The following is a 16,826-nucleotide window of genomic DNA, read 5'->3' on the forward strand; positions in this document are numbered from 1 at the left end:
TGAGAGCGTACTTGCACGAGGCCTCGGAGCGGGACTAGCGTCTCGTCGTGAAAGTTCACTCTCACGAGAGAAGGTCGGTCATGACCGAGGTGTCGATCGTCGGCCCGACGACGGGGGAGATCGCGCCACTGGGCCCGGTCACGATGCGGATCCTCGAGGACGGGAGCACCACCGACCACCGCCTGGGGATCAGCGAGATCACCATCGCCCCGCACACCGCGGGGCCCCAGCAGCACCGGCACGCCCAGCACGACGAGGGCTTCTACGTCGTCCGGGGCACCGCCCGCTTCATCGTCGGGACCACCGTCCACGACGCGCCCGCCGGCACGCTCGTGATGGTCCCGCCCGGGGCGCCGCACACCTTCGAGAACCCGGGCGACGAACCCGCGGTCCTGCTCAACACCTTCACGCCCGACCTCTACGTGCAGTATTTCCGCGACCTCCGCGCGATGATCGAGAGCGGCCGCCCCATGACGCCGGAGAACGTCACCCCGGTCATGGCCCGCTACGCGACGGTGCCCGCGACGGAGTACGCCCCGGCGGTCGCCGAGCAGGGGAGCGGCCGCCCGGTGATGGTGCTGCACGGCGGTGGCGGGCCGTTCTCGGTCGCCGGCCTCGCGGCGCAGCTCGGCAACGACCACCACGTCCTCGCCCCGACCGTGCCCGGCTTCGACGGGACGCCGCGCCCCGAGGGCTGCCGGACGGTCGCCGACGTCGCCGCCCGCTTCCTGACGGTGCTCGCGGAGCGCGACCTCCACGACGTCGCCCTGGTCGGCAGCTCGGTCGGCGGGTGGGTCGCCGCCGAGATGGCCCTGCAGGACACGGCGGGTCGGGTCGGGTCGGTGGTGTTCGTCAACGCCGTCGGGATCGAGGTCCCGGACCACCCGGTGCGCCCGATCCTCGGGATGCCGCTCGACGAGATCGCCGAGTTCTCCTACGCCGACCCCGACCGGTTCCGCATCGACCCCACCACCCTCCCGCCGGAGCGCCAGGCCGTGATGGCGGCCAACGCCGCGGTGTTCGCCGACTACGCGGGCGAGCCCTACATGCACGACCCGTCGTTGCGCGACCGCCTGGCCGGCATCACCGTCCCCACCGCCGTCGTCTGGGGCGAGGCCGACCGGATCGCCGACCTCGATTACGGCCGCGCCTACGCGGCGGCCCTCGGCGCGCCGTTCACGGTGGTCGAGAAGGCGGGCCACCTGCCGCACGTGGAGCAGCCGGAGGCCACCCTCGCCGCGGTCACGGGGGTCGTCGACACCGTCCGGGCCTGACGGCGGGTCCTCCCGCCGATGCGCCCCCGCCGCCCCCACCCGCCGTCGTAAACTGCCGGGCGTGGCGGGACGCATCCGGGACTCCGACATCGCGGAGGTGCGCGACCGCAACCGCATCGACGAGCTGGTCGGCGACTACGTGGCTCTGCGGCCCGCCGGGCCGGGCTCGATGAAGGGGCTCTGCCCGTTCCACGACGAGAAGTCGCCGTCGTTCCAGGTGCGGACGAGCCACAACACCTACCACTGCTTCGGCTGCGGGGCGCACGGCAGCGCCATCGACTTCCTCATGCAGATCGACCAGCTGGGGTTCGTCGAGGCGGTCGAGAAGCTCGCCGACCGGGTCGGCTTCCGGCTGACCTACGAGGGCGGCGGGGCCAGCGTCCAGCGCGACCGCGGCACGCGCTCCCGGCTGCTGGCGGCCAACAAGGCCGCCGCCGAGTTCTACGCCGAGCAGCTGCGCGCCCCGGGCGAGGCCAACACCGCACGGCAGTTCCTCGCCGAGCGCGGGTTCGACCAGGCGGCGGCCGAGCAGTTCGGCTGCGGCTTCGCGCCCGGTGGCTGGGAGAGGCTGACCAAGCACCTGCTCGGGCTCGGCTACGCCCTCGACGAGCTGGAGAAGGCCGGTCTCTCGGTGCCGGGGCAGCGCGGACACCGCGACCGCTTCCAGCGGCGCCTGCTGTGGCCGATCCGCGACCTCGGCGGGGACGTCGTCGGGTTCGGCGCGCGCCGGCTCTTCGACGACGACCGCATCGAGGCCAAGTACCTCAACACCCCCGAGACGCCCGTCTACCACAAGTCGAAGGTGCTCTTCGGGCTGGACAAGGCGAAGCGCGACATCGCGAAGTCCCGGCAGGCGGTGATCGTCGAGGGCTACACCGACGTCATGGCGATGCACCTCGCCGGCGTGCCGACCGCGGTGGCGAGCTGCGGGACGGCGTTCGGCGAGGACCACGTCGCGGTGCTGCGCCGGCTGCTGCTCGACGACTCGTTCGACCGCGGCGAGGTCATCTACGTCTTCGACGGCGACGCGGCCGGGCAGGCGGCGGCGCTCAAGGCGTTCGACGGCGACCAGCAGTTCTCCGCCCAGACCTTCATCGCCACCGCGCCCGACGGCATGGACCCCTGCGAGCTGCGCCAGGCGAAGGGCGACACCGCGGTCCGCGACCTGGTCGCCCGCCGCGCCCCGCTGTTCACCTTCGCCATCCGCTCGATCCTCGACGAGTACGACCTCGGCACCGTCGAGGGTCAGACCGCCGCCCTCAAGCGGTGCGTCCCGCTCGTCGCGCAGATCCGCCAGATCGAGCTGCGCGACGGGTACGCCCGACGGCTCGCGGGCTGGACCGGCTGGGCCGACGAGGCCCAGGTGGTGCGCCGGGTGCGCGAGACCGCGGGCCAGCCCGCCGACCAGCGCCAGACGTCCCGACGACGGGTGCGGCCGGTCGAGCAGGCGGCTCCCGACGGCCCGCCGCTGCCGCCGCGCGACGACCCGCGCCTGCGGGTGCAGCGCGAGGTGCTCAAGTCCGCGCTGCAGGTCCCGGCGCTCGCCGGGCCGGTGTTCGACACGCTGCCCGAGGACGCGTTCTCCCACGAGGGCTACCTCGCCGTGCACCGCGCGATCCTCGCGGCGGGTGGGACCTCGAGCGGCTACTCGGGCGGGTCCTGGGTCGCGGCGGTGACCGGGGCGATCACCCCGCCGTCGTACGGCCGGCTGGTGGCCGAGCTCGCGGTCGAGCCGATGCAGTCGCGCGAGGCCGACGACCACCGCTATGTGTCCTCGATGCTGACCGCGCTGCAGGGCGCGCTGGTGGAGCGGCAGGTCGCGGAGATCAAGTCGCGGCTGCAACGGATCTCGCCGGTGACCGACGCGGACGAGTACCACGAGCTGTTCGGCGACCTGGTGGCGCTGGAGCAGTACAAGAAGGCGCTGCGCGACCAGGCGATCGGCGGGCAGTGGTCGGCATGAGGTTCACGGACCGCCTGGCCTCGGTCCTGCTCGGCCGCGAGATCACGCCCGACGGGTTCACCGGGACGCTGGACCCCGAGGAGCGGGTGCTGGCCGACGCCCGGACCCGCGCGGGCGAGGTGGTCCTCGCGACGGACCTGGGCCTGTGGGTGGGGGAGCGGCGCGTGCCGTGGCACCTCGTCTCGAAGGCCACGTGGGCGAACGGGGCCCTGACGGTCGTCGAGGCGACCGTGTCCGCCCGACACGGCTCGGTGGTGGTCCTCGCCGACGCCGCCCCGGTGCGCCTGCCGCTGCCCGAGCCCGGCCGCGTGCCCGAGACGGTGCACCGGCGGGTCACGGCGGTGATCACCACACGCCAGCACCACGACCTGCCCGGCGGCGGCGCGTGGTTCGTGCAGCGGCGCACCCCGGACGGGATCGAGGTGCACGTGCGGCCCGACCCCGGGACCGATCCCGACGAGGTGCTCACCCTCGCCGAGGGCATCGCGGAGAAGCTCCGGGGCTGATCCTCGTCGGGCGTCCGTACGCCCCACGGGGTTCCACCGATGCCTGGCACCGCCCTCCGGCACGGCCGCTACGGACGGTCCCTCACGGCACGCGGCAGCTGGACCGCCTCGAACACGTCGCGGGCGCTGCACGAGAAGAACCCCACCGAGCCGGGCCGCCAGCGCTCGGTCCGGACCTCCTCGCGCATGCGCTCCGTGTCGGCGCGCAGCGACAGCCGAGCGGTCCGATCCAGGGACCTCTCCTCGGCCATCGGCTCGACCTGGTCCAGCACGCTGTTCAGTCGGCCGGGCAGGCCGGCGCGGTCCCTCGGATCGATCGGCACCTGCACGTACACGGACACGATCGGGATCCCGTCGCCGTTCAACCCGCGTATCCGGTGGACCGTCCCGGTAGTGATCATCGTGCCTCGTGGACGCGCAGTTCGCCCAGCGTCCGGTCGGCGGCCGCCTGGGACGACGCGGGGTTCTGCCCGGTGAGCAGGTTGCCGTCCACCACGACGTGCGGCGCCCACGGCGGACCCGCCTCGAAGTCCGCACCGCGCTCCCGCAGCCTGTCCTCCAGCAGCCACGGCGCGCGGTCGGCGAGCCCACCCAGGCGTTCCTCCTCGTCGGTGAAACCGGTCATGTGCATGCCGTCGAACAGCCAGCCGCCGTCTGGCCGGTCGGCCGACAGCAGGCCCGCCGGGCCGTGGCAGACCGCCGCAACGACGCGGCCCGAGTCGAAGAACTGGACGAGGAGCTCGCCCAGCGGCTGGAAGTCGGCCAGATCCTCCATCGGGCCGTGTCCGCCGGGGATGAAGACGGCGTCGTAGTCGGCGACGTGTCCCACCGCGTGCTCCAACGCCATCGGGCGCGCCAGGTCGTCGGCGATCGCGTCGAGGTAGTCGCGGAAGGCGGTGGCTCTCCTCTCCCCGCCGGCCCTCGACGGGTGCAGGCTCATCCGGTCCACCGTGGGCGCCACCCCGCCCGGCGTGGCGACGACCACGTCGACACCCTGGTCGCGGAACACGCTGTGCGGCACGACGAACTCCTCGGCCCAGTACCCGGTCGGGTGTCGGGTGCCGTCGTTGAGCGTCCAGTGGTCGCTGCCGGAAAGCGCCAACAGAATCTGGGTCATCGGTCCACCACCGGGACGGGCAGGGTCATGATCGGTCTCCACCTGCTGGCCGGACGTCGTGGAGACGAGGGGCGGGTGCCACTTCCCTGAACTCCAGGGGCAGTTGGCTCATCATGTGGCTGCAGACGTCACCGCTGATCGTGTCGCGCAGCGTGGCGAACACCGCGGCCACGCCGACGTCCGCCGTGCCCCGGTCCACCCCCGCGCGTTCCGCGGTCCGGCGGATGAATTCGTCGAGGCTGAATCCCTCGGCCTCCTCCTCGGCCGCCAGCAGCGGGCTCCGCAGCTCGACGGGGAGCTGCGTGGCGAGCTGACGGGCCTCCCCACCGGTGATGCGTTCGCCGAGCGTCCACAGGCTGGCCCGGATCAGCGGCTCCGCCTGTTCCCGCCCGATGCTCGCCCGTTCGGCGACCTCATCGGTGAACTGGTCGTGGTCCATGGCCCAGCATGGCCACGGCGGGCGGGCGGCGTCTCAGGCCCCGGAGATGGTTTCTGCCGGGCCACGTTCACCCTGTCAGGCCGAGCGATGCGTCGGCACCACGTGACCTGCCCCGTGCACCGGCCCCGAGGACGAGAACCGCTCTCGGCGCGGACGGGCTCGATCAGAGTCAACGCTCGCGATCTGGCTCATGGGCGCGACGCCGAGACCCCTGGAGGGGCTTCCGGGCACTCGCGATCGTGCAGCGGCCGGGCCGTGAAGGCCCTGACCTGGGGGGAGTGCTCCTCCTACTGGACTCGAACCAGTAACCCTGCGATTAACAGTCGCATGCTCTGCCAATTGAGCTAAGGAGGACCGTGCAGCGGACCGGTTCGGTGTCCGTTCCGCTCTGGTCGTAGACGGTACCCGACGCGGATCCGGACCCGTCAGGCAGGATGGGTCCACGTCGTCGTCGGGAGGAACCGGGCCATGAAGTTGCTGCCGTTCGCGCTGGGTATGGGCGTGGGCTACGTGCTGGGCACGCGAGCCGGCCGGGAGCGCTACGAGCAGCTCTCCCGCGCCTACCGCCGGGTCGCCGACAACCCCCAGGTGCAGGCGGCCGCCGGGGTCGCGCAGGCGAAGGCGGGGGAGGCCGTGCACGCGGCCGTCACCGTCGCGAAGGAGAAGGTCGCCCCGTCGTCGGCACCGGGTCACCAGCCGGCCGCACCGGGCCGCTCCGTCCGCTCGAACGGTCACTGACGCCGGCACGGCTTTACTCGCCCCGAAGGGGCTGTTCAGACCCTGTTCCCCGCCGTGGCGTCGGGATGGTTGCGCAACGCACCTACCGTGCGATGTGACCACTCCCGTTCATCACCCGGAGGGGACCCGCCAGGGCATGGAGATCTCACTGATCGTCATCGTCGTCATCGTGACGGCGCTGGCGTTCGACTTCACCAACGGCTTCCACGACACCGCCAACGCCATGGCGACCTCCATCGCGACCGGGGCACTGAAGCCCAAGGTCGCGGTGCTGATCGCCGGCGTCCTCAACATCGTCGGCGCCTTCCTGTCCGTGGAGGTCGCGAAGACGATCTCCAGCGGGCTCGTCGACGAGACGAAGATCAACCCGTACATCATCTTCGCCGGCCTGATCGGCGCGATCCTCTGGAACCTCCTGACCTGGCTGCTCGGCCTGCCGTCGAGCTCCTCGCACGCGCTGTTCGGCGGTCTCATCGGCGCCGTCGTGGTGGCGGCCGGGGCCGGGGCGGTGCACTTCTCGACGCTGCTGTCGAAGATCATCCTGCCGGCGGTGATCTCGCCGGTGCTCGCCGGCGTGATCGCCCTCGTGGGCACGGTGATCGCCTACCGCAGCACCGCCCGCGCCGACACCGAGTCGGTGAAGAAGGGCTTCAAGGGCGGCCAGATCCTCTCGGCGTCGCTGGTCGCGCTCGCGCACGGCACCAGCGACGCCCAGAAGACGATGGGCGTCATCACCCTGACGCTCATCGCCGCCGGGGTCCTCGCGCCGGACGCCGGGCCGCCGATCTGGGTGATCCTCTCCGCCGGCCTCGCGATCGGTCTCGGGACCTACCTCGGCGGTTGGCGGATCATCCGCACCCTCGGCAAGCGGGTCTCCGACATCCAGACCCCGCAGGGCTTCGCGGCCGAGACGTCGACGACAGCGGTCATCCTCGCCTCGGCGCACCTGGGCTTCGCGCTCTCGACGACGCAGGTGGCCACCGGGGCGATCTTCGGCGCCGGGGCCGGCCGCCGGATCGCGGGCGTGCAGTGGGGCGTCGCCGGCCAGATGGCGATCGCCTGGATCCTGACGCTGCCCGCCGCGGCCGTCGTCGGTGCGGTCGCGGCGTACGCGGCCTCGCAGGGCGTCGTCGGGACGGTGCTCGTCGCCGTCGTCGCGATCGCCGCGGCGGTCGGCATCTACGCGGCCTCGCGTCGCACGCCGGTGACCGCGGACAACGTCAACGACGTGCCGGCGCCGGTGGCTCCGGACGAGCAGCGTGAGGCGGCGCAGGCATGACCGGGCGAGCGACGCGACGGGAGAAGCAATGAGCATCGCGTGGGGTTCCCTCGGGCTGGTCGCCCTCGTGTCCTTCGCGGCCGCGATCGCGGTGACGGCGCTGGTCTCGTTCGGCATCGTCGGGCTCGCGGCGCGGGCGCCGCGGCCCGACGGGCCGGAGCCGGCGCTCTCGCCCGCGGCGGGCACGGCCGTCGGGGCGGTCTGCCTCGGTGTCGCGGCCCTGATCGTGCTCTACGGGCTGTACCTGATCGTGGCCTGACCACTCCCTACCCTCGGACCGGTCGCGGGGGGTCGTCGAACCGACGGCCCCCCGTTCGACGTGGTGGTGACCGCGCCCGACCGAGGGAGACGCCATGACCAGCACCGCCCGCCGGATGTTCGAGCTCCTCGAGCCGATCTGCCTCGCCACCTATCTCGGCGACGAGGTCAACGAGGAGTACGCCGCGCTCGGTCACCGCACCTACTGGGACGGCTACTTCGCGGCCCGCGCCGCCGGGCTGGGGCGCGTGCCGGCGGCGGTCGTGGACGCGGCGTTCTACAGCTTCGCCCCGGGGGAGGTCGCCCGGCACATCCCGGGCGTGTGGGAGACGGCGAGCCCCGAGGCGTCGTTCGCGGCGCAGCAGCGGGGGAGCGTGGCCGCGCTGCGGCGCATCCTGGGCCGGGCCGCCGACGCGCCGGGCATCGCCCGGGCCGCCGACCTGACCCTGACCGCCGCCACGGGCGCGCCCGTGGCGGGGCGGGTCATGTACGCCGGGATGCGGACCCACCCGGTGCCCGACGAGCCGCTCGCCCGGCTGTGGCACGCCGCGACGATCCTGCGCGAGCACCGCGGCGACGGGCACGTGGCCGCGCTCGTCGGCGCGCGGGTCGGGGGCACCGAGGCCCACGTCCTGTCGGCCCTGGACATGGGCATCCACCCGGCGGAGACCTTCGGCCGCATCCACCACCTGCCGAAGCGCCGGCTGGCCGCCGTGATGGACGGGATGCGGGAGCGGGGCCTCGTCGACGGCGAGGGCCGGTTCACCGACGCGGGCCGCGAGCTCAAACGACACGTCGAGGACCTGACCGACGAGCTCGCCGCCGCGCCCTACGCCGCCCTGTCCGCCGCCCAGCTCGACGAGCTGATCACCCTGCTCGAGCCGGTCAGCGCCACCCTGACCGCCACCTGGTCAGCCTGACCGGACGCGGCCGGTGACGCGGAGCAGGAGGTCGACCGCGGGCAGCTCGACGGTCTCCGGACCCTCCCCGACGACGATCTCGGCGTCGGTCGCGACGAGCCGCACCCCGTCCAGGTCGGCGCCGAAGTAGGCCATCGCCCGCGGACCGGCGCCGTCGAGCACCTGCTTCACGCGGTCGGCCGGCACGCGCTCCAGGCCGAGGGCCTCCGTGACGTCCAGGCCGTGGATGACGTCGTGGCTCAGGGCACCCGCCTGTCCGCCGGCGGGCGGGCGCCACGGGTGCTCGACGTTGTCGCGCAGGGAGCGGAGCAGCTCCTCGTCGGTCAGGCGGGCGGTGTCCTCGCGCGCGATGCGGTCGGCGAAGCGGTTGAAGTCGCCGCGGGCGGCCGCGATCCCGCGCAGCACCCGCCAGGACGAGTGGCGGTAGGGCATCGTCACGTGGGCGACGACCTCGCGGACCCGCCAGCCCGCGCAGAGCGACGGCGCGGCCCACCGGCCGGGGGTGAGGTCGGCGTAGAGGTCGGCGAGCCGTCGTCGTTCGGCGGCGGTCTCGCGGGCGAGCGGGAGCGTGAGGTCGAGCTGTCGGGTCACGGCGTCTCCTCGTCGAGGGGTTCGTCGTGTCCTCTACGTCGGGGAGCCCGCGAACTCATCGGAGGTCGTCGGGCAGTCCGAACTCCGCGAAGCGGTCGGCGGTGCCGAGGAAGGTGGTGACGTGGTCGATGCCCTCGCCGCGGGTCTCCACGAGCACCACCGCGAACGGCCGCAGCACCCCGTCGTCGTCGGGCCGGTACTGCCCGAACCCCGGCTGCCCGTTGACCGCCGTCGGGACGAGCCGCGCCCCCTCGCAGCCGCCGGCCGCGACGAGCGCCGCGATCGTCGGGCCGCCCTCGATCCACCAGGCGAACGGCGGCATCGAGGTGCGGGCGTCCTCGCGGAGCAGGGCGACGAGCCGGGCCGCGTCGTGCGCCTCGAAGGCCGCGACGTAGCGCTCGAGCAGCCCGCGCTGGACGGCGTCGTCCGGGTCCAGGCGATCGGTCGGACGGGGGCGGTGCCGTGCCAGCGTCTCGCGCGCCCGTTGCAGGGCACTGGTCACCGACGCCGTCGTCGTCTCCAGGATCCCGGCGGTCTCCGCCGCGGAGAAGCCGAGGACGTCGCGCAGCACGAGCGTCGCCCGCTGCCGTGGCGGGAGGTACTGCAGCGCGGCGACGACCGCGAGGCGCACGCTCTCCCGCTCGACGACGACGTCCGCCGGATCCCGCGCCGCGACCAGCCGCGCATCGGGCATCGGCTCGACGAACCGGCCGGCGGGCAGGGGGCTCCCGAGGTCGGCCCCGGGGACGGCGGCGGGCCCGAAATCGACGCACACCGCGCGACGGCGGGCGCTGCGCAGCATGTCCAGGCAGACGTTGGTCGCGATGCGGAAGACCCACGCCTGCAGGACACCCCGCGCCGGGTCGAACCGCTCCCGCTGCAGGTGCGCCCGCACGATCGCCTCCTGCACGGCGTCGTCGGTGTCCGCGGCCGCGCCGAGCAGCCGGTAGCAGTAGGCGGTCAGCGGGATGCGCAGCGCCTCGAGCTCGGTGACGGTGGGGGTGGCCACACCGCAGACCTTCCCCCATGACGACGGGTCCTGGTGGGATCGGGGCCATGACCGCGCTCCCGATCCTCGACATGGCGCAGCTCGACCGGGGCGGCCCCGCGGCCGAGCGGTTCCGCGTCGGGCTGCGCGAGGCCACCCACGACGTCGGGTTCTGCTACCTCACCGGGCACGGCATCGGCGACGACGTGATCGCCGGCGCCTTCGCCGCGGCCGAGCGGTTCTTCGCGCTGCCCGAGGCGGACAAGCGCGCCGTGGAGATGCTCGGCAGCCCGCACTTCCGCGGCTACACCCGCACCGGCGGCGAACTCACCCGCGGGCGGGTCGACTGGCGCGAGCAGATCGACCTCGGGGCCGAGCGCGCCGTCTGCGACGACCCCGACGCCCCGGCCTACATGCGTCTCGAGGGCCCCAACCTCTGGCCCGCCGCCCAGCCAGGGCTGCGGGAGGTGTTCACCGACTGGGAGCGGCGCTGCACCGTCGTCGCCCAGCGGCTGATGGCGGCGTGGGCGCTCTCGCTGGGCGGGCCCGCCGACCTGTTCGACGGCCTCTTCGGCGACCGTCCCTCCACGCTGATCAAGCTCGTCCGCTACCCGGGCCGGGAGGAGCGGGGGCAGGGCGTCGGCGCGCACCAGGACCCGGGCGTGCTCACCCTCCTCATGATCGAGCCGGGGAAGGGCGGCCTGCAGGTCGAGCGCGACGGCACGTGGATCGACGCGCCCGCGGTGCCCGGGGCCTTCGTCGTGAACATCGGGGAGCTCCTGGAGTTCGCGACCGACGGCTACCTCACGGCGACCGTGCACCGCGTCGTGTCCCCGCCGCCGGGCGAGACACGGCTGTCGATCCCGTTCTTCTTCAACCCGGCGCTCGACTCGACGGTGCCCCGCGTGGCGCTCCCGCCGGAGCTGGCCGCGCAGGCCCGGGGCGTCACGGCCGACCCCGACAACGTCATCTCCGGGACCTTCGGGGAGAACCTGCTGAAGGCGCGCCTGCGGGCCCATCCCGACGTCGCCGCCGCCCACCACCCGGATCTGGTGGCCGCCCTGGCACGATGATCGCCCGTGGCGTCGTTCACGGTGACCGACTGGCTCGAGGACCGCTGGTTCGTCCGTTCGCACCTGCTGCAACGGCGACTGGTCGGGACCGTCGGGTTCGCGCTGCCGGTGCTGGTCGTGCTCTTCACCTGGGCCTGGGCCCTCGTCGTCGACGCCGCGAACGGCACGCACGTGGCGCCGGGCTTCTGGGAGTCCGTCCGGCCCTCGATCAGCGCGTACTACTACACGTACTCGGGCAACATCTTCGTCGGCGCGCAGATCGCCTTCGCGGTGTTCCTCGTGACCTACCGGTACGGCGCCTGGGAACGCCGCGTCGGCGTCGTCGCCGGCGTGGCCGCGGCGATCGTGGGGCTCTGCCCGACCACCCCGGTGGACCCCACGACGCTGCAGCGGCTGGTCGGCGGCCTGCACCTCACCGCCGCCGCGGTGTTCTTCCTCGGCATGGCGGTCTTCTGCCTGTTCCTGTTCCCGCGCGACCCCGACGTCCGGGTCAACACGGTGCCGCGCGGCCGCCGCGTGCTGTTCCGGGTGTGCGGGGTGCTCATCGTCCTGGCGCTGCTCGTGGCGCTCGTCGGCGGTCTGGTGCTGGACACCGCGGTCCGCGACGAGATCCGCTTCCTGCTCTGGCTGGAGTCGGTCGCGGTGTTCGCGTTCGCCACGGCCTGGTTGGTCAAGGGCCTGGACCTGCAGCCGTCCTGAGACACTCCGTCGTCGTGTCGCCCGCCCTCTTCGCCGGCTTCTGGGTCTCCGACCTCGACGCCGCCATCGCCTGGTTCTCGCGCCTGCTCGGCGCCCAGCCGGTGATGCGTCCGAACGACGACGAGGCGGTCTGGGAGATCGCCGAGGACCGGTTCGTCTACGTCGAGCGCGCGCCGGACCGGGCCGGTCACTCCCACGCCACGGTGTTCCTGGACGACCTCGACGCGTTCCTGACGGGCGCCGGGGTCGGGCCGGCGTGGACGGAGACCTACGGCAACGGCGTCCGCAAGGCCGTCTTCCGCGACCCGGACGGCAACGAGTTCGGCGTCGGCGGCGGACCGGCCTGAACGCCGGGACCCCGCAGGGCCGACAGGATCGTGCCCCGGGGGACGCCGGGCGGCCTCAGCCCTCGATGACCTTCTTGATCCGCTCGAGCGTCGGCGGGATCGACGTACGCGCGTCGTTGACCCGCAGCGTGATGCCGTCCTCACCGAAGGTCTCGCGGATGTACTCCCGTCCCACGGACCGGAACTCCCAGCTCTGGGTCAACCGCGTACCCCGGGCCTCCGGTGCCATGGTGAAGCCCCAGCGGACGAAGCCGTCCCGGACCTCCCAGGCGAACTCCACGCCCGGCGTCGCGGCGACGACCTCGCTGCGCGTCGACCAGTCCCGGCCGGGCCGCGAGTTGTGCCCGGTGAAGTGGGCCCCGACGACGGCGCTGGTCGCGTCCTCCCACTCGCAGGACCGGGTGAACTCGCTCCACTCGCCGTGGCGGGTGACGTCGGAGACGACGTCGTAGACATGGTGCGGGGTCGCGTCGACCCAGACGGAGTCGGCGAAGGCGTACGGGTCGTCGGTCACGCGTCGCATCCTGGCCCGCGCCCCCGGCGTCCGTCGAGGGCGGCCGGTCGACGTGGGCAGTGTCAGTCCGGGCACGGACGACGACGTCGGGGTTCCGCGCATGCCCACGCGCGCCACCCGGCGGGGCCGTACGGTGCGCGACCGTGCTCGCCGTCGATCTCTCACCCGACCTGGTCCGGGGCGCCCTCGACCTGGAGCCCACGGCCACGGGCCTGCGCCCGCACCGACTGCCCGCCCGGGCGCGTGCCCAGAACGTCGAGCCCCAGCTCGCGATGGCCGAGTCGCAGCCGTCGGGCGTGCGACTCGTGTTCCGCACGGAGGCGTCGGCCGTCGAGCTCGACACCCACCGCACCGTGTACTCCTACCGCGGCCTGCCCCCGCGGGCCGAGGGCGTCTACGACCTCGTCGTCGACGGCGAGGTCGTCACGGCCGCGAGCACCACCGGGGGCACCCGCGTCGAGACGGACCTGACGACCGGGGAGGCGGTCACGACGGCGGGTCCGGCCGGCACGGTGCGCTTCGCGCTGCCGCCCGGCGAGCACGACGTCGAGATCTGGTTGCCGACCCACGAGACCACCGACCTCGTGGCGCTCCGCGCGGACGCGTCCGTCCATCCGTCGTCGGTGGGGGGGCCGCGCTGGATCCACCACGGCAGCTCCATCAGCCACGGCTCGAACGCCGCGTCCCCGACGGGTACGTGGCCGGCCCTCGCGGCGCGCGCCGGCGGCGTGGAGCTCGTCAACCTGGGGTTCGGCGGCAGCGCGATGATCGACCCGTTCGTCGCGCGGACGATCCGGGACCTGCCGGCGGACCTGATCAGCGTGAAGCTGGGGATCAACCTGGTGAACGGGGACGTCATGCGGCGCCGGGTCCTCGCCCCCGCCGTCCACGGGTTCCTCGACACCATCCGTGACGGGCACCCGACGACGCCGCTGCTGCTGGTGTCGCCGCTCCTGTGCCCGATCCACGAGGACACGCCGGGGCCGGGCGGGGCGGTGCTGGAGGACGGGGCGACGCGCTTCGTCGCGACCGGGGACCCGGCGGACGTGCCCGCCGGGCGGCTCACGCTGCGGGTGATCCGCGAGGTGCTCGCGGCCGTCGCGGCGCAGCGGGCCGACGACCCGCACCTGACGTACCTGGACGGCCGCAAGCTCTACGGCGAGGCCGACGAGGCGGAGCTGCCCCTGCCCGACGCGTTGCACCCCGACGCGGCGACCCACCGGCTCATCGGGGAGCGGTTCGCGCGGCTCGCCTTCGGCCCGGGCGGCCCCTTCGCCGCGGTGACATGATCGCGGCCGTGACCGAGGTGCTCAGCGCGACGGACTTCCGCGCGCCGATCGACGACCGGTGGTTCGAGGACTACGTCATCGGCGAGACGTACGAGTACGGGAAGCTCGCGCTGAGCGCGGACGAGATCGTCGCGTTCGGCCGGCAGTACGACCCGCAGCGCCTCCACACCGACCCGGAGTGGGCGGCGACCGGACCGTTCGGCGGCCTGATCGCGAGCGGCTGGCAGACGGCCGGCGTGATGATGCGGATGTACTGCGAGCACTACATCTCCGCCGTCGCGAGCCTCGCGTCCCCGGGCGTGGACGAGCTGCGCTGGCCCGCCCCGCTGCGCCCGGACGAGCCGGTGCGGCTGCGGACGACGGTCGTCGAGTCCCGGCCCTCGCGGTCCAAGCCCGACCGCGGCATCGTCCGGACCGAGGTCGCGGTGCTCACCGACGACGACCGGGCGGTGCTGACCGGGACGGCGATGAACATGATCGCGCTCCGGCCGGACTAGGTCCTCAGGCGTCGACGAGGTCCCCGTCGGCACCGTCGAGGCGGGTCCGACGTGTCTGCCGGGCGAGCCTGACCCGGCGGTGGGCGCCGAGGGCGGTCAGGACGAGGTGGGCGAGGGAGGGTTCGTGCTCGGCCAGCAGGGCGTCGAGCACCTGGCAGTCGGCCGCCGCGGCGTCCGCCTCGGCGCGGCGCAGGACGGCGAGCAGGAGGTGCTGCGTCCCGACGGTGCGGGCACCGGCCTCCGCCGCGAGCTCCCGGGCCGTCGCCAGGCCGGGCCAGAAGAGCGCCCGTTCCCCGTTCACCGTCACGCCCGCTCATCCCACGCAACGGGTCTTGCGTGACCTGCCGTCGGGAATGGTTCGGGCCACATCACTCGTCGCGTCCGTCCGGGGACGCGTGGTCACGTCGGCCGTAGCCCCGGAACCGCTCCACGACGTCGGCCACCTGGTCCGTCGTGAGCACGCGCGGGGTGCCGACCGCGGCCGCCCGCAGCCAGACGTCGCACAGCCACTCGAGGTGCGCCGCCCCGTCGTAGGCGGCGCGCAGGGTCGCTCCGAGCACGATCGTCCCGTGGTGGCGCATCACCGCGGCGGTGCGGTCGGCCAGGGCGGCCGAGGTGGTCGCGGCGAGTTCGTCGGTGCCGTACGGGGCGTACTCCGCGACCGACACGGCACCCCCGAAGATCGCGGTCTGGTAGTGCACGAGCGGGACGTCGTCGCGGAGCAGGGAGAGCGCGACCGCCGCCGCCGAGTGCGTGTGCACCACGGCCGACGCCCCGTGGCGGCGGTAGCAGAGCAGGTGCAGCGGGAGTTCGCTCGTCGGCCGGAGGGTCCCGACGACGGGTGTCCCCGCGAGGTCGACCACGACGACGTCCTCGGGCGTCATCGTGTCGTAGGCGACCCCGGAGGCGGTCACGGCGACCAGGTCGCCGACGCGCACGCTCAGGTTCCCCGCGGTCCCCGCGACGAGCCGGTCCGCGACGAGCCGCCGGGCGTGCTCGGCGAGGGCGGCCCGGGCGTCGTCGAGGTCGGACACGGGTCGGAGGCTAGTGGCGCCCCGGCCCCGTGCGCGGTCAGACGTGCGTCGCGCCGGTCTCGACCGCGATCGTCTCCTCGTCCGCCGCGGCGGCGTCCGGCTCCGCCCGCGGCAGGCCGAAGGACTCCAGGTAGATGACGTAGTAGAGGGTGAGCAGGACGGCGAGATCCATGAAGCCGAGGGCGTTGCCGTGCATCGTCGCGCCGGCCGCGGGCTCGTGGAGGACGACGTCGGCGGCGAAGAAGTAGTACGCGAGGAAGGTGACCACCCCGAGGGCGAGGGTGGCGACGAGCCGGATCGCCAGGTTGGCGGCGGTCCCGAGACGGGTGGGGCGGTTCCCGAAGACGTTGGCCCAGGCGATCATCCAGAACACCCAGCAGACCCCGAGTTGCGCGGCGTACTGCGTGACGCCGTCGCCGAGGGCCGCGACGTTCGCCGACCCCATGAGCAGCCGGGCGAGCCCACCGACGGCGTAGTAGATGACGGTGCCGAACAGGAGGTTGCCGACGAACGAGACCGCCGTGACGCGGCCGGGCGAGCCGGCGAGCGACCAGGGGAGGTTGTCCCACAGCAGGCCGGTGACGACGACGCTGACGATCACCGAGTAGAACCAGCCGATGAGGGTGGGGGCGCTGATGAGCACCGTGGCCCGGTCGGCCCAGGTCGCGACGTTCGGCAGGGCCAGCACGCCGTAGACGGCGAGCGTCGGGAGCACGAGCATGCCGATCGTCGCGAGCCCGACCCAGGGCTGCTCGAGGCGCCCCGCCCACGGCCAGTGCATCCAGTTGATGGCCGCGGTCACGTAGAAGAAGAACGCGAACAGCACGATCAGCTGGCCCGCCGTGAAGCCGGCGCCGTCGGGGCGGGAGGCGGCGAACGTCGGGTCGACCGCACCCCAGCCGAAGGCCAGGGCCGACACGATCGCGGCCGACATGAGGAGGGTGACGACGACGGCGGTCAGTCCCCGCCCCGGCTGGGCCGGCCGCGCGGGACCGGTCCACCCGCAGTTGAAGGTCACGAAGACGACCGAGATGACCGACCAGAAGAGCAGGGCATTGAACGGCTGCGGGTAGGACCCGATCGGGCTCCACTCCGGGTCGACCAGCAACCACCACACGAGGACCGAGAGCACGAGCACGATCACCACGTTGGCGAGGCCGAAGCCCCACCACGGCAGCGCGCGCGCCCGGCGTTCCGGTGGTGCGGAGGGGGTGGTCGTCGACATGAGCGAACCTCGCCGTTCGTCCGGTGCGACGCCGCGGGCTGCACGTCGCGTGCCACGAGCGTACGAATTCGATTG

21 protein-coding genes and 1 tRNA gene are annotated in these 16,826 nt (G+C 73.5%); 12 read left to right on the forward strand and 10 right to left on the reverse strand.

The annotated features are described in order from the left end of the window. Positions 1-80: 80 nt before the first annotated feature. From A3CO_RS31060 to A3CO_RS0109035, 3 genes are all read left to right on the forward strand, one after another. Positions 81-1,274 carry an alpha/beta fold hydrolase gene (locus A3CO_RS31060; protein ID WP_018331920.1) on the forward strand — a complete coding sequence of 398 codons (1,194 nt, stop codon included), beginning with the start codon at positions 81-83 and terminating at the stop codon, positions 1,272-1,274. 61 nt (positions 1,275-1,335) lie between these two features. Next, positions 1,336-3,237: a DNA primase gene (dnaG, locus tag A3CO_RS0109030; RefSeq protein WP_018331921.1), complete on the forward strand. Its 1,902-nt coding sequence runs from the start codon at positions 1,336-1,338 to the stop codon at positions 3,235-3,237. Beyond that, positions 3,234-3,743: a hypothetical protein gene (locus A3CO_RS0109035; protein ID WP_033414135.1), complete on the forward strand. Its 510-nt coding sequence runs from the start codon at positions 3,234-3,236 to the stop codon at positions 3,741-3,743. The genes dnaG and A3CO_RS0109035 overlap by 4 nt, the downstream gene beginning before the upstream one ends. A gap of 68 nt (positions 3,744-3,811) precedes the next feature. On the opposite strand, the gene A3CO_RS0109040 is transcribed toward A3CO_RS0109035, so the two are convergent. The 4 genes from A3CO_RS0109040 to A3CO_RS0109055 all read right to left on the reverse strand — a co-directional run bounded on the left by A3CO_RS0109040 (position 3,812) and on the right by A3CO_RS0109055 (position 5,653). After that, positions 3,812-4,084 carry a hypothetical protein gene (locus A3CO_RS0109040; RefSeq protein WP_157647261.1) on the reverse strand — a complete coding sequence of 91 codons (273 nt, stop codon included), beginning with the start codon at positions 4,082-4,084 and terminating at the stop codon, positions 3,812-3,814. Between the two features lie 56 nt (positions 4,085-4,140). Beyond that, positions 4,141-4,860, reverse strand: coding sequence for a type 1 glutamine amidotransferase domain-containing protein (locus A3CO_RS0109045; RefSeq protein WP_018331924.1), 720 nt, complete (start codon positions 4,858-4,860; stop codon positions 4,141-4,143). A 25-nt stretch (positions 4,861-4,885) separates the two neighbouring features. After that, positions 4,886-5,299: a DUF2267 domain-containing protein gene (locus A3CO_RS31065; RefSeq protein ID WP_018331925.1), complete on the reverse strand. Its 414-nt coding sequence runs from the start codon at positions 5,297-5,299 to the stop codon at positions 4,886-4,888. A 281-nt stretch (positions 5,300-5,580) separates the two neighbouring features. Next, positions 5,581-5,653: transfer RNA gene (locus A3CO_RS0109055), tRNA-Asn, on the reverse strand. Positions 5,654-5,767: 114 nt separating this feature from the next. Between A3CO_RS0109055 and A3CO_RS31070 the strand changes: the two genes are divergently transcribed. The 4 genes from A3CO_RS31070 to A3CO_RS0109075 all read left to right on the forward strand — a co-directional run bounded on the left by A3CO_RS31070 (position 5,768) and on the right by A3CO_RS0109075 (position 8,494). Beyond that, a complete protein-coding gene (locus A3CO_RS31070) occupies positions 5,768-6,037 on the forward strand; it encodes a hypothetical protein (RefSeq protein WP_018331926.1) in 270 nt (89 codons plus the stop codon). A 136-nt stretch (positions 6,038-6,173) separates the two neighbouring features. After that, complete coding sequence (locus tag A3CO_RS0109065) at positions 6,174-7,316, forward strand: inorganic phosphate transporter (protein WP_018331927.1); 1,143 nt, start codon at positions 6,174-6,176, stop codon at positions 7,314-7,316. 28 nt (positions 7,317-7,344) lie between these two features. Next, positions 7,345-7,575, forward strand: coding sequence for a hypothetical protein (locus A3CO_RS0109070; protein WP_018331928.1), 231 nt, complete (start codon positions 7,345-7,347; stop codon positions 7,573-7,575). 94 nt (positions 7,576-7,669) lie between these two features. Next, a complete protein-coding gene (locus A3CO_RS0109075) occupies positions 7,670-8,494 on the forward strand; it encodes an SCO6745 family protein (protein WP_018331929.1) in 825 nt (274 codons plus the stop codon). Here the strand turns inward: A3CO_RS0109075 and A3CO_RS0109080 are convergent. Then, positions 8,486-9,085 carry a maleylpyruvate isomerase family mycothiol-dependent enzyme gene (locus A3CO_RS0109080; RefSeq protein WP_018331930.1) on the reverse strand — a complete coding sequence of 200 codons (600 nt, stop codon included), beginning with the start codon at positions 9,083-9,085 and terminating at the stop codon, positions 8,486-8,488. The genes A3CO_RS0109075 and A3CO_RS0109080 overlap by 9 nt on opposite strands. 55 nt (positions 9,086-9,140) lie before the next feature. Further along, a complete protein-coding gene (locus A3CO_RS0109085) occupies positions 9,141-10,094 on the reverse strand; it encodes an RNA polymerase subunit sigma-70 (RefSeq protein ID WP_018331931.1) in 954 nt (317 codons plus the stop codon). 47 nt (positions 10,095-10,141) lie between these two features. Between A3CO_RS0109085 and A3CO_RS0109090 the strand changes: the two genes are divergently transcribed. Genes A3CO_RS0109090 through A3CO_RS0109100 form a run of 3 tightly spaced genes read left to right on the forward strand, consistent with a single transcriptional unit; the run spans position 10,142 to position 12,192 of the window. Then, the gene (locus tag A3CO_RS0109090) at positions 10,142-11,146 is read left to right on the forward strand and encodes an isopenicillin N synthase family dioxygenase (protein ID WP_018331932.1); all 1,005 of its coding nucleotides are present in this window, start codon (positions 10,142-10,144) and stop codon (positions 11,144-11,146) included. A 6-nt stretch (positions 11,147-11,152) separates the two neighbouring features. Beyond that, positions 11,153-11,845, forward strand: a complete 693-nt coding sequence (locus tag A3CO_RS0109095) for a hypothetical protein (protein ID WP_018331933.1) — start codon at positions 11,153-11,155, stop codon at positions 11,843-11,845. 14 nt (positions 11,846-11,859) lie between these two features. Then, complete coding sequence (locus tag A3CO_RS0109100) at positions 11,860-12,192, forward strand: VOC family protein (RefSeq protein ID WP_018331934.1); 333 nt, start codon at positions 11,860-11,862, stop codon at positions 12,190-12,192. A 55-nt stretch (positions 12,193-12,247) separates the two neighbouring features. Here the strand turns inward: A3CO_RS0109100 and A3CO_RS0109105 are convergent, their stop codons facing one another. Then, positions 12,248-12,706, reverse strand: a complete 459-nt coding sequence (locus A3CO_RS0109105; protein ID WP_018331935.1) for an SRPBCC family protein — start codon at positions 12,704-12,706, stop codon at positions 12,248-12,250. A 143-nt stretch (positions 12,707-12,849) separates the two neighbouring features. Here A3CO_RS0109105 and A3CO_RS0109110 point away from each other — a divergent pair, with 143 nt between their 5' ends. Together A3CO_RS0109110 and A3CO_RS0109115 are read left to right on the forward strand one after the other, a co-directional pair. Further along, complete coding sequence (locus A3CO_RS0109110) at positions 12,850-13,995, forward strand: GDSL-type esterase/lipase family protein (protein ID WP_018331936.1); 1,146 nt, start codon at positions 12,850-12,852, stop codon at positions 13,993-13,995. An 8-nt stretch (positions 13,996-14,003) separates the two neighbouring features. Next, positions 14,004-14,492 carry a MaoC family dehydratase gene (locus tag A3CO_RS0109115; RefSeq protein WP_033414138.1) on the forward strand — a complete coding sequence of 163 codons (489 nt, stop codon included), beginning with the start codon at positions 14,004-14,006 and terminating at the stop codon, positions 14,490-14,492. Positions 14,493-14,496: 4 nt separating this feature from the next. Here A3CO_RS0109115 and A3CO_RS0109120 read toward each other — a convergent pair whose 3' ends face one another. The 3 genes from A3CO_RS0109120 to A3CO_RS0109130 all read right to left on the reverse strand — a co-directional run bounded on the left by A3CO_RS0109120 (position 14,497) and on the right by A3CO_RS0109130 (position 16,751). Then, on the reverse strand, positions 14,497-14,799 hold the full coding sequence (locus tag A3CO_RS0109120; protein WP_018331938.1) for a hypothetical protein: 303 nt from the start codon (positions 14,797-14,799) through the stop codon (positions 14,497-14,499). Positions 14,800-14,860: 61 nt separating this feature from the next. Then, positions 14,861-15,526, reverse strand: a complete 666-nt coding sequence (locus A3CO_RS0109125; RefSeq protein ID WP_018331939.1) for a class II aldolase/adducin family protein — start codon at positions 15,524-15,526, stop codon at positions 14,861-14,863. A gap of 37 nt (positions 15,527-15,563) precedes the next feature. Continuing rightward, positions 15,564-16,751 (reverse strand): hypothetical protein, encoded by a 1,188-nt coding sequence (locus A3CO_RS0109130; protein ID WP_018331940.1) that lies wholly within the window; start codon positions 16,749-16,751, stop codon positions 15,564-15,566. Positions 16,752-16,826: the final 75 nt, after the last annotated feature.

This window comes from Actinomycetospora chiangmaiensis DSM 45062 (genome assembly GCF_000379625.1).
GTDB lineage: Bacteria > Actinomycetota > Actinomycetes > Mycobacteriales > Pseudonocardiaceae > Actinomycetospora > Actinomycetospora chiangmaiensis.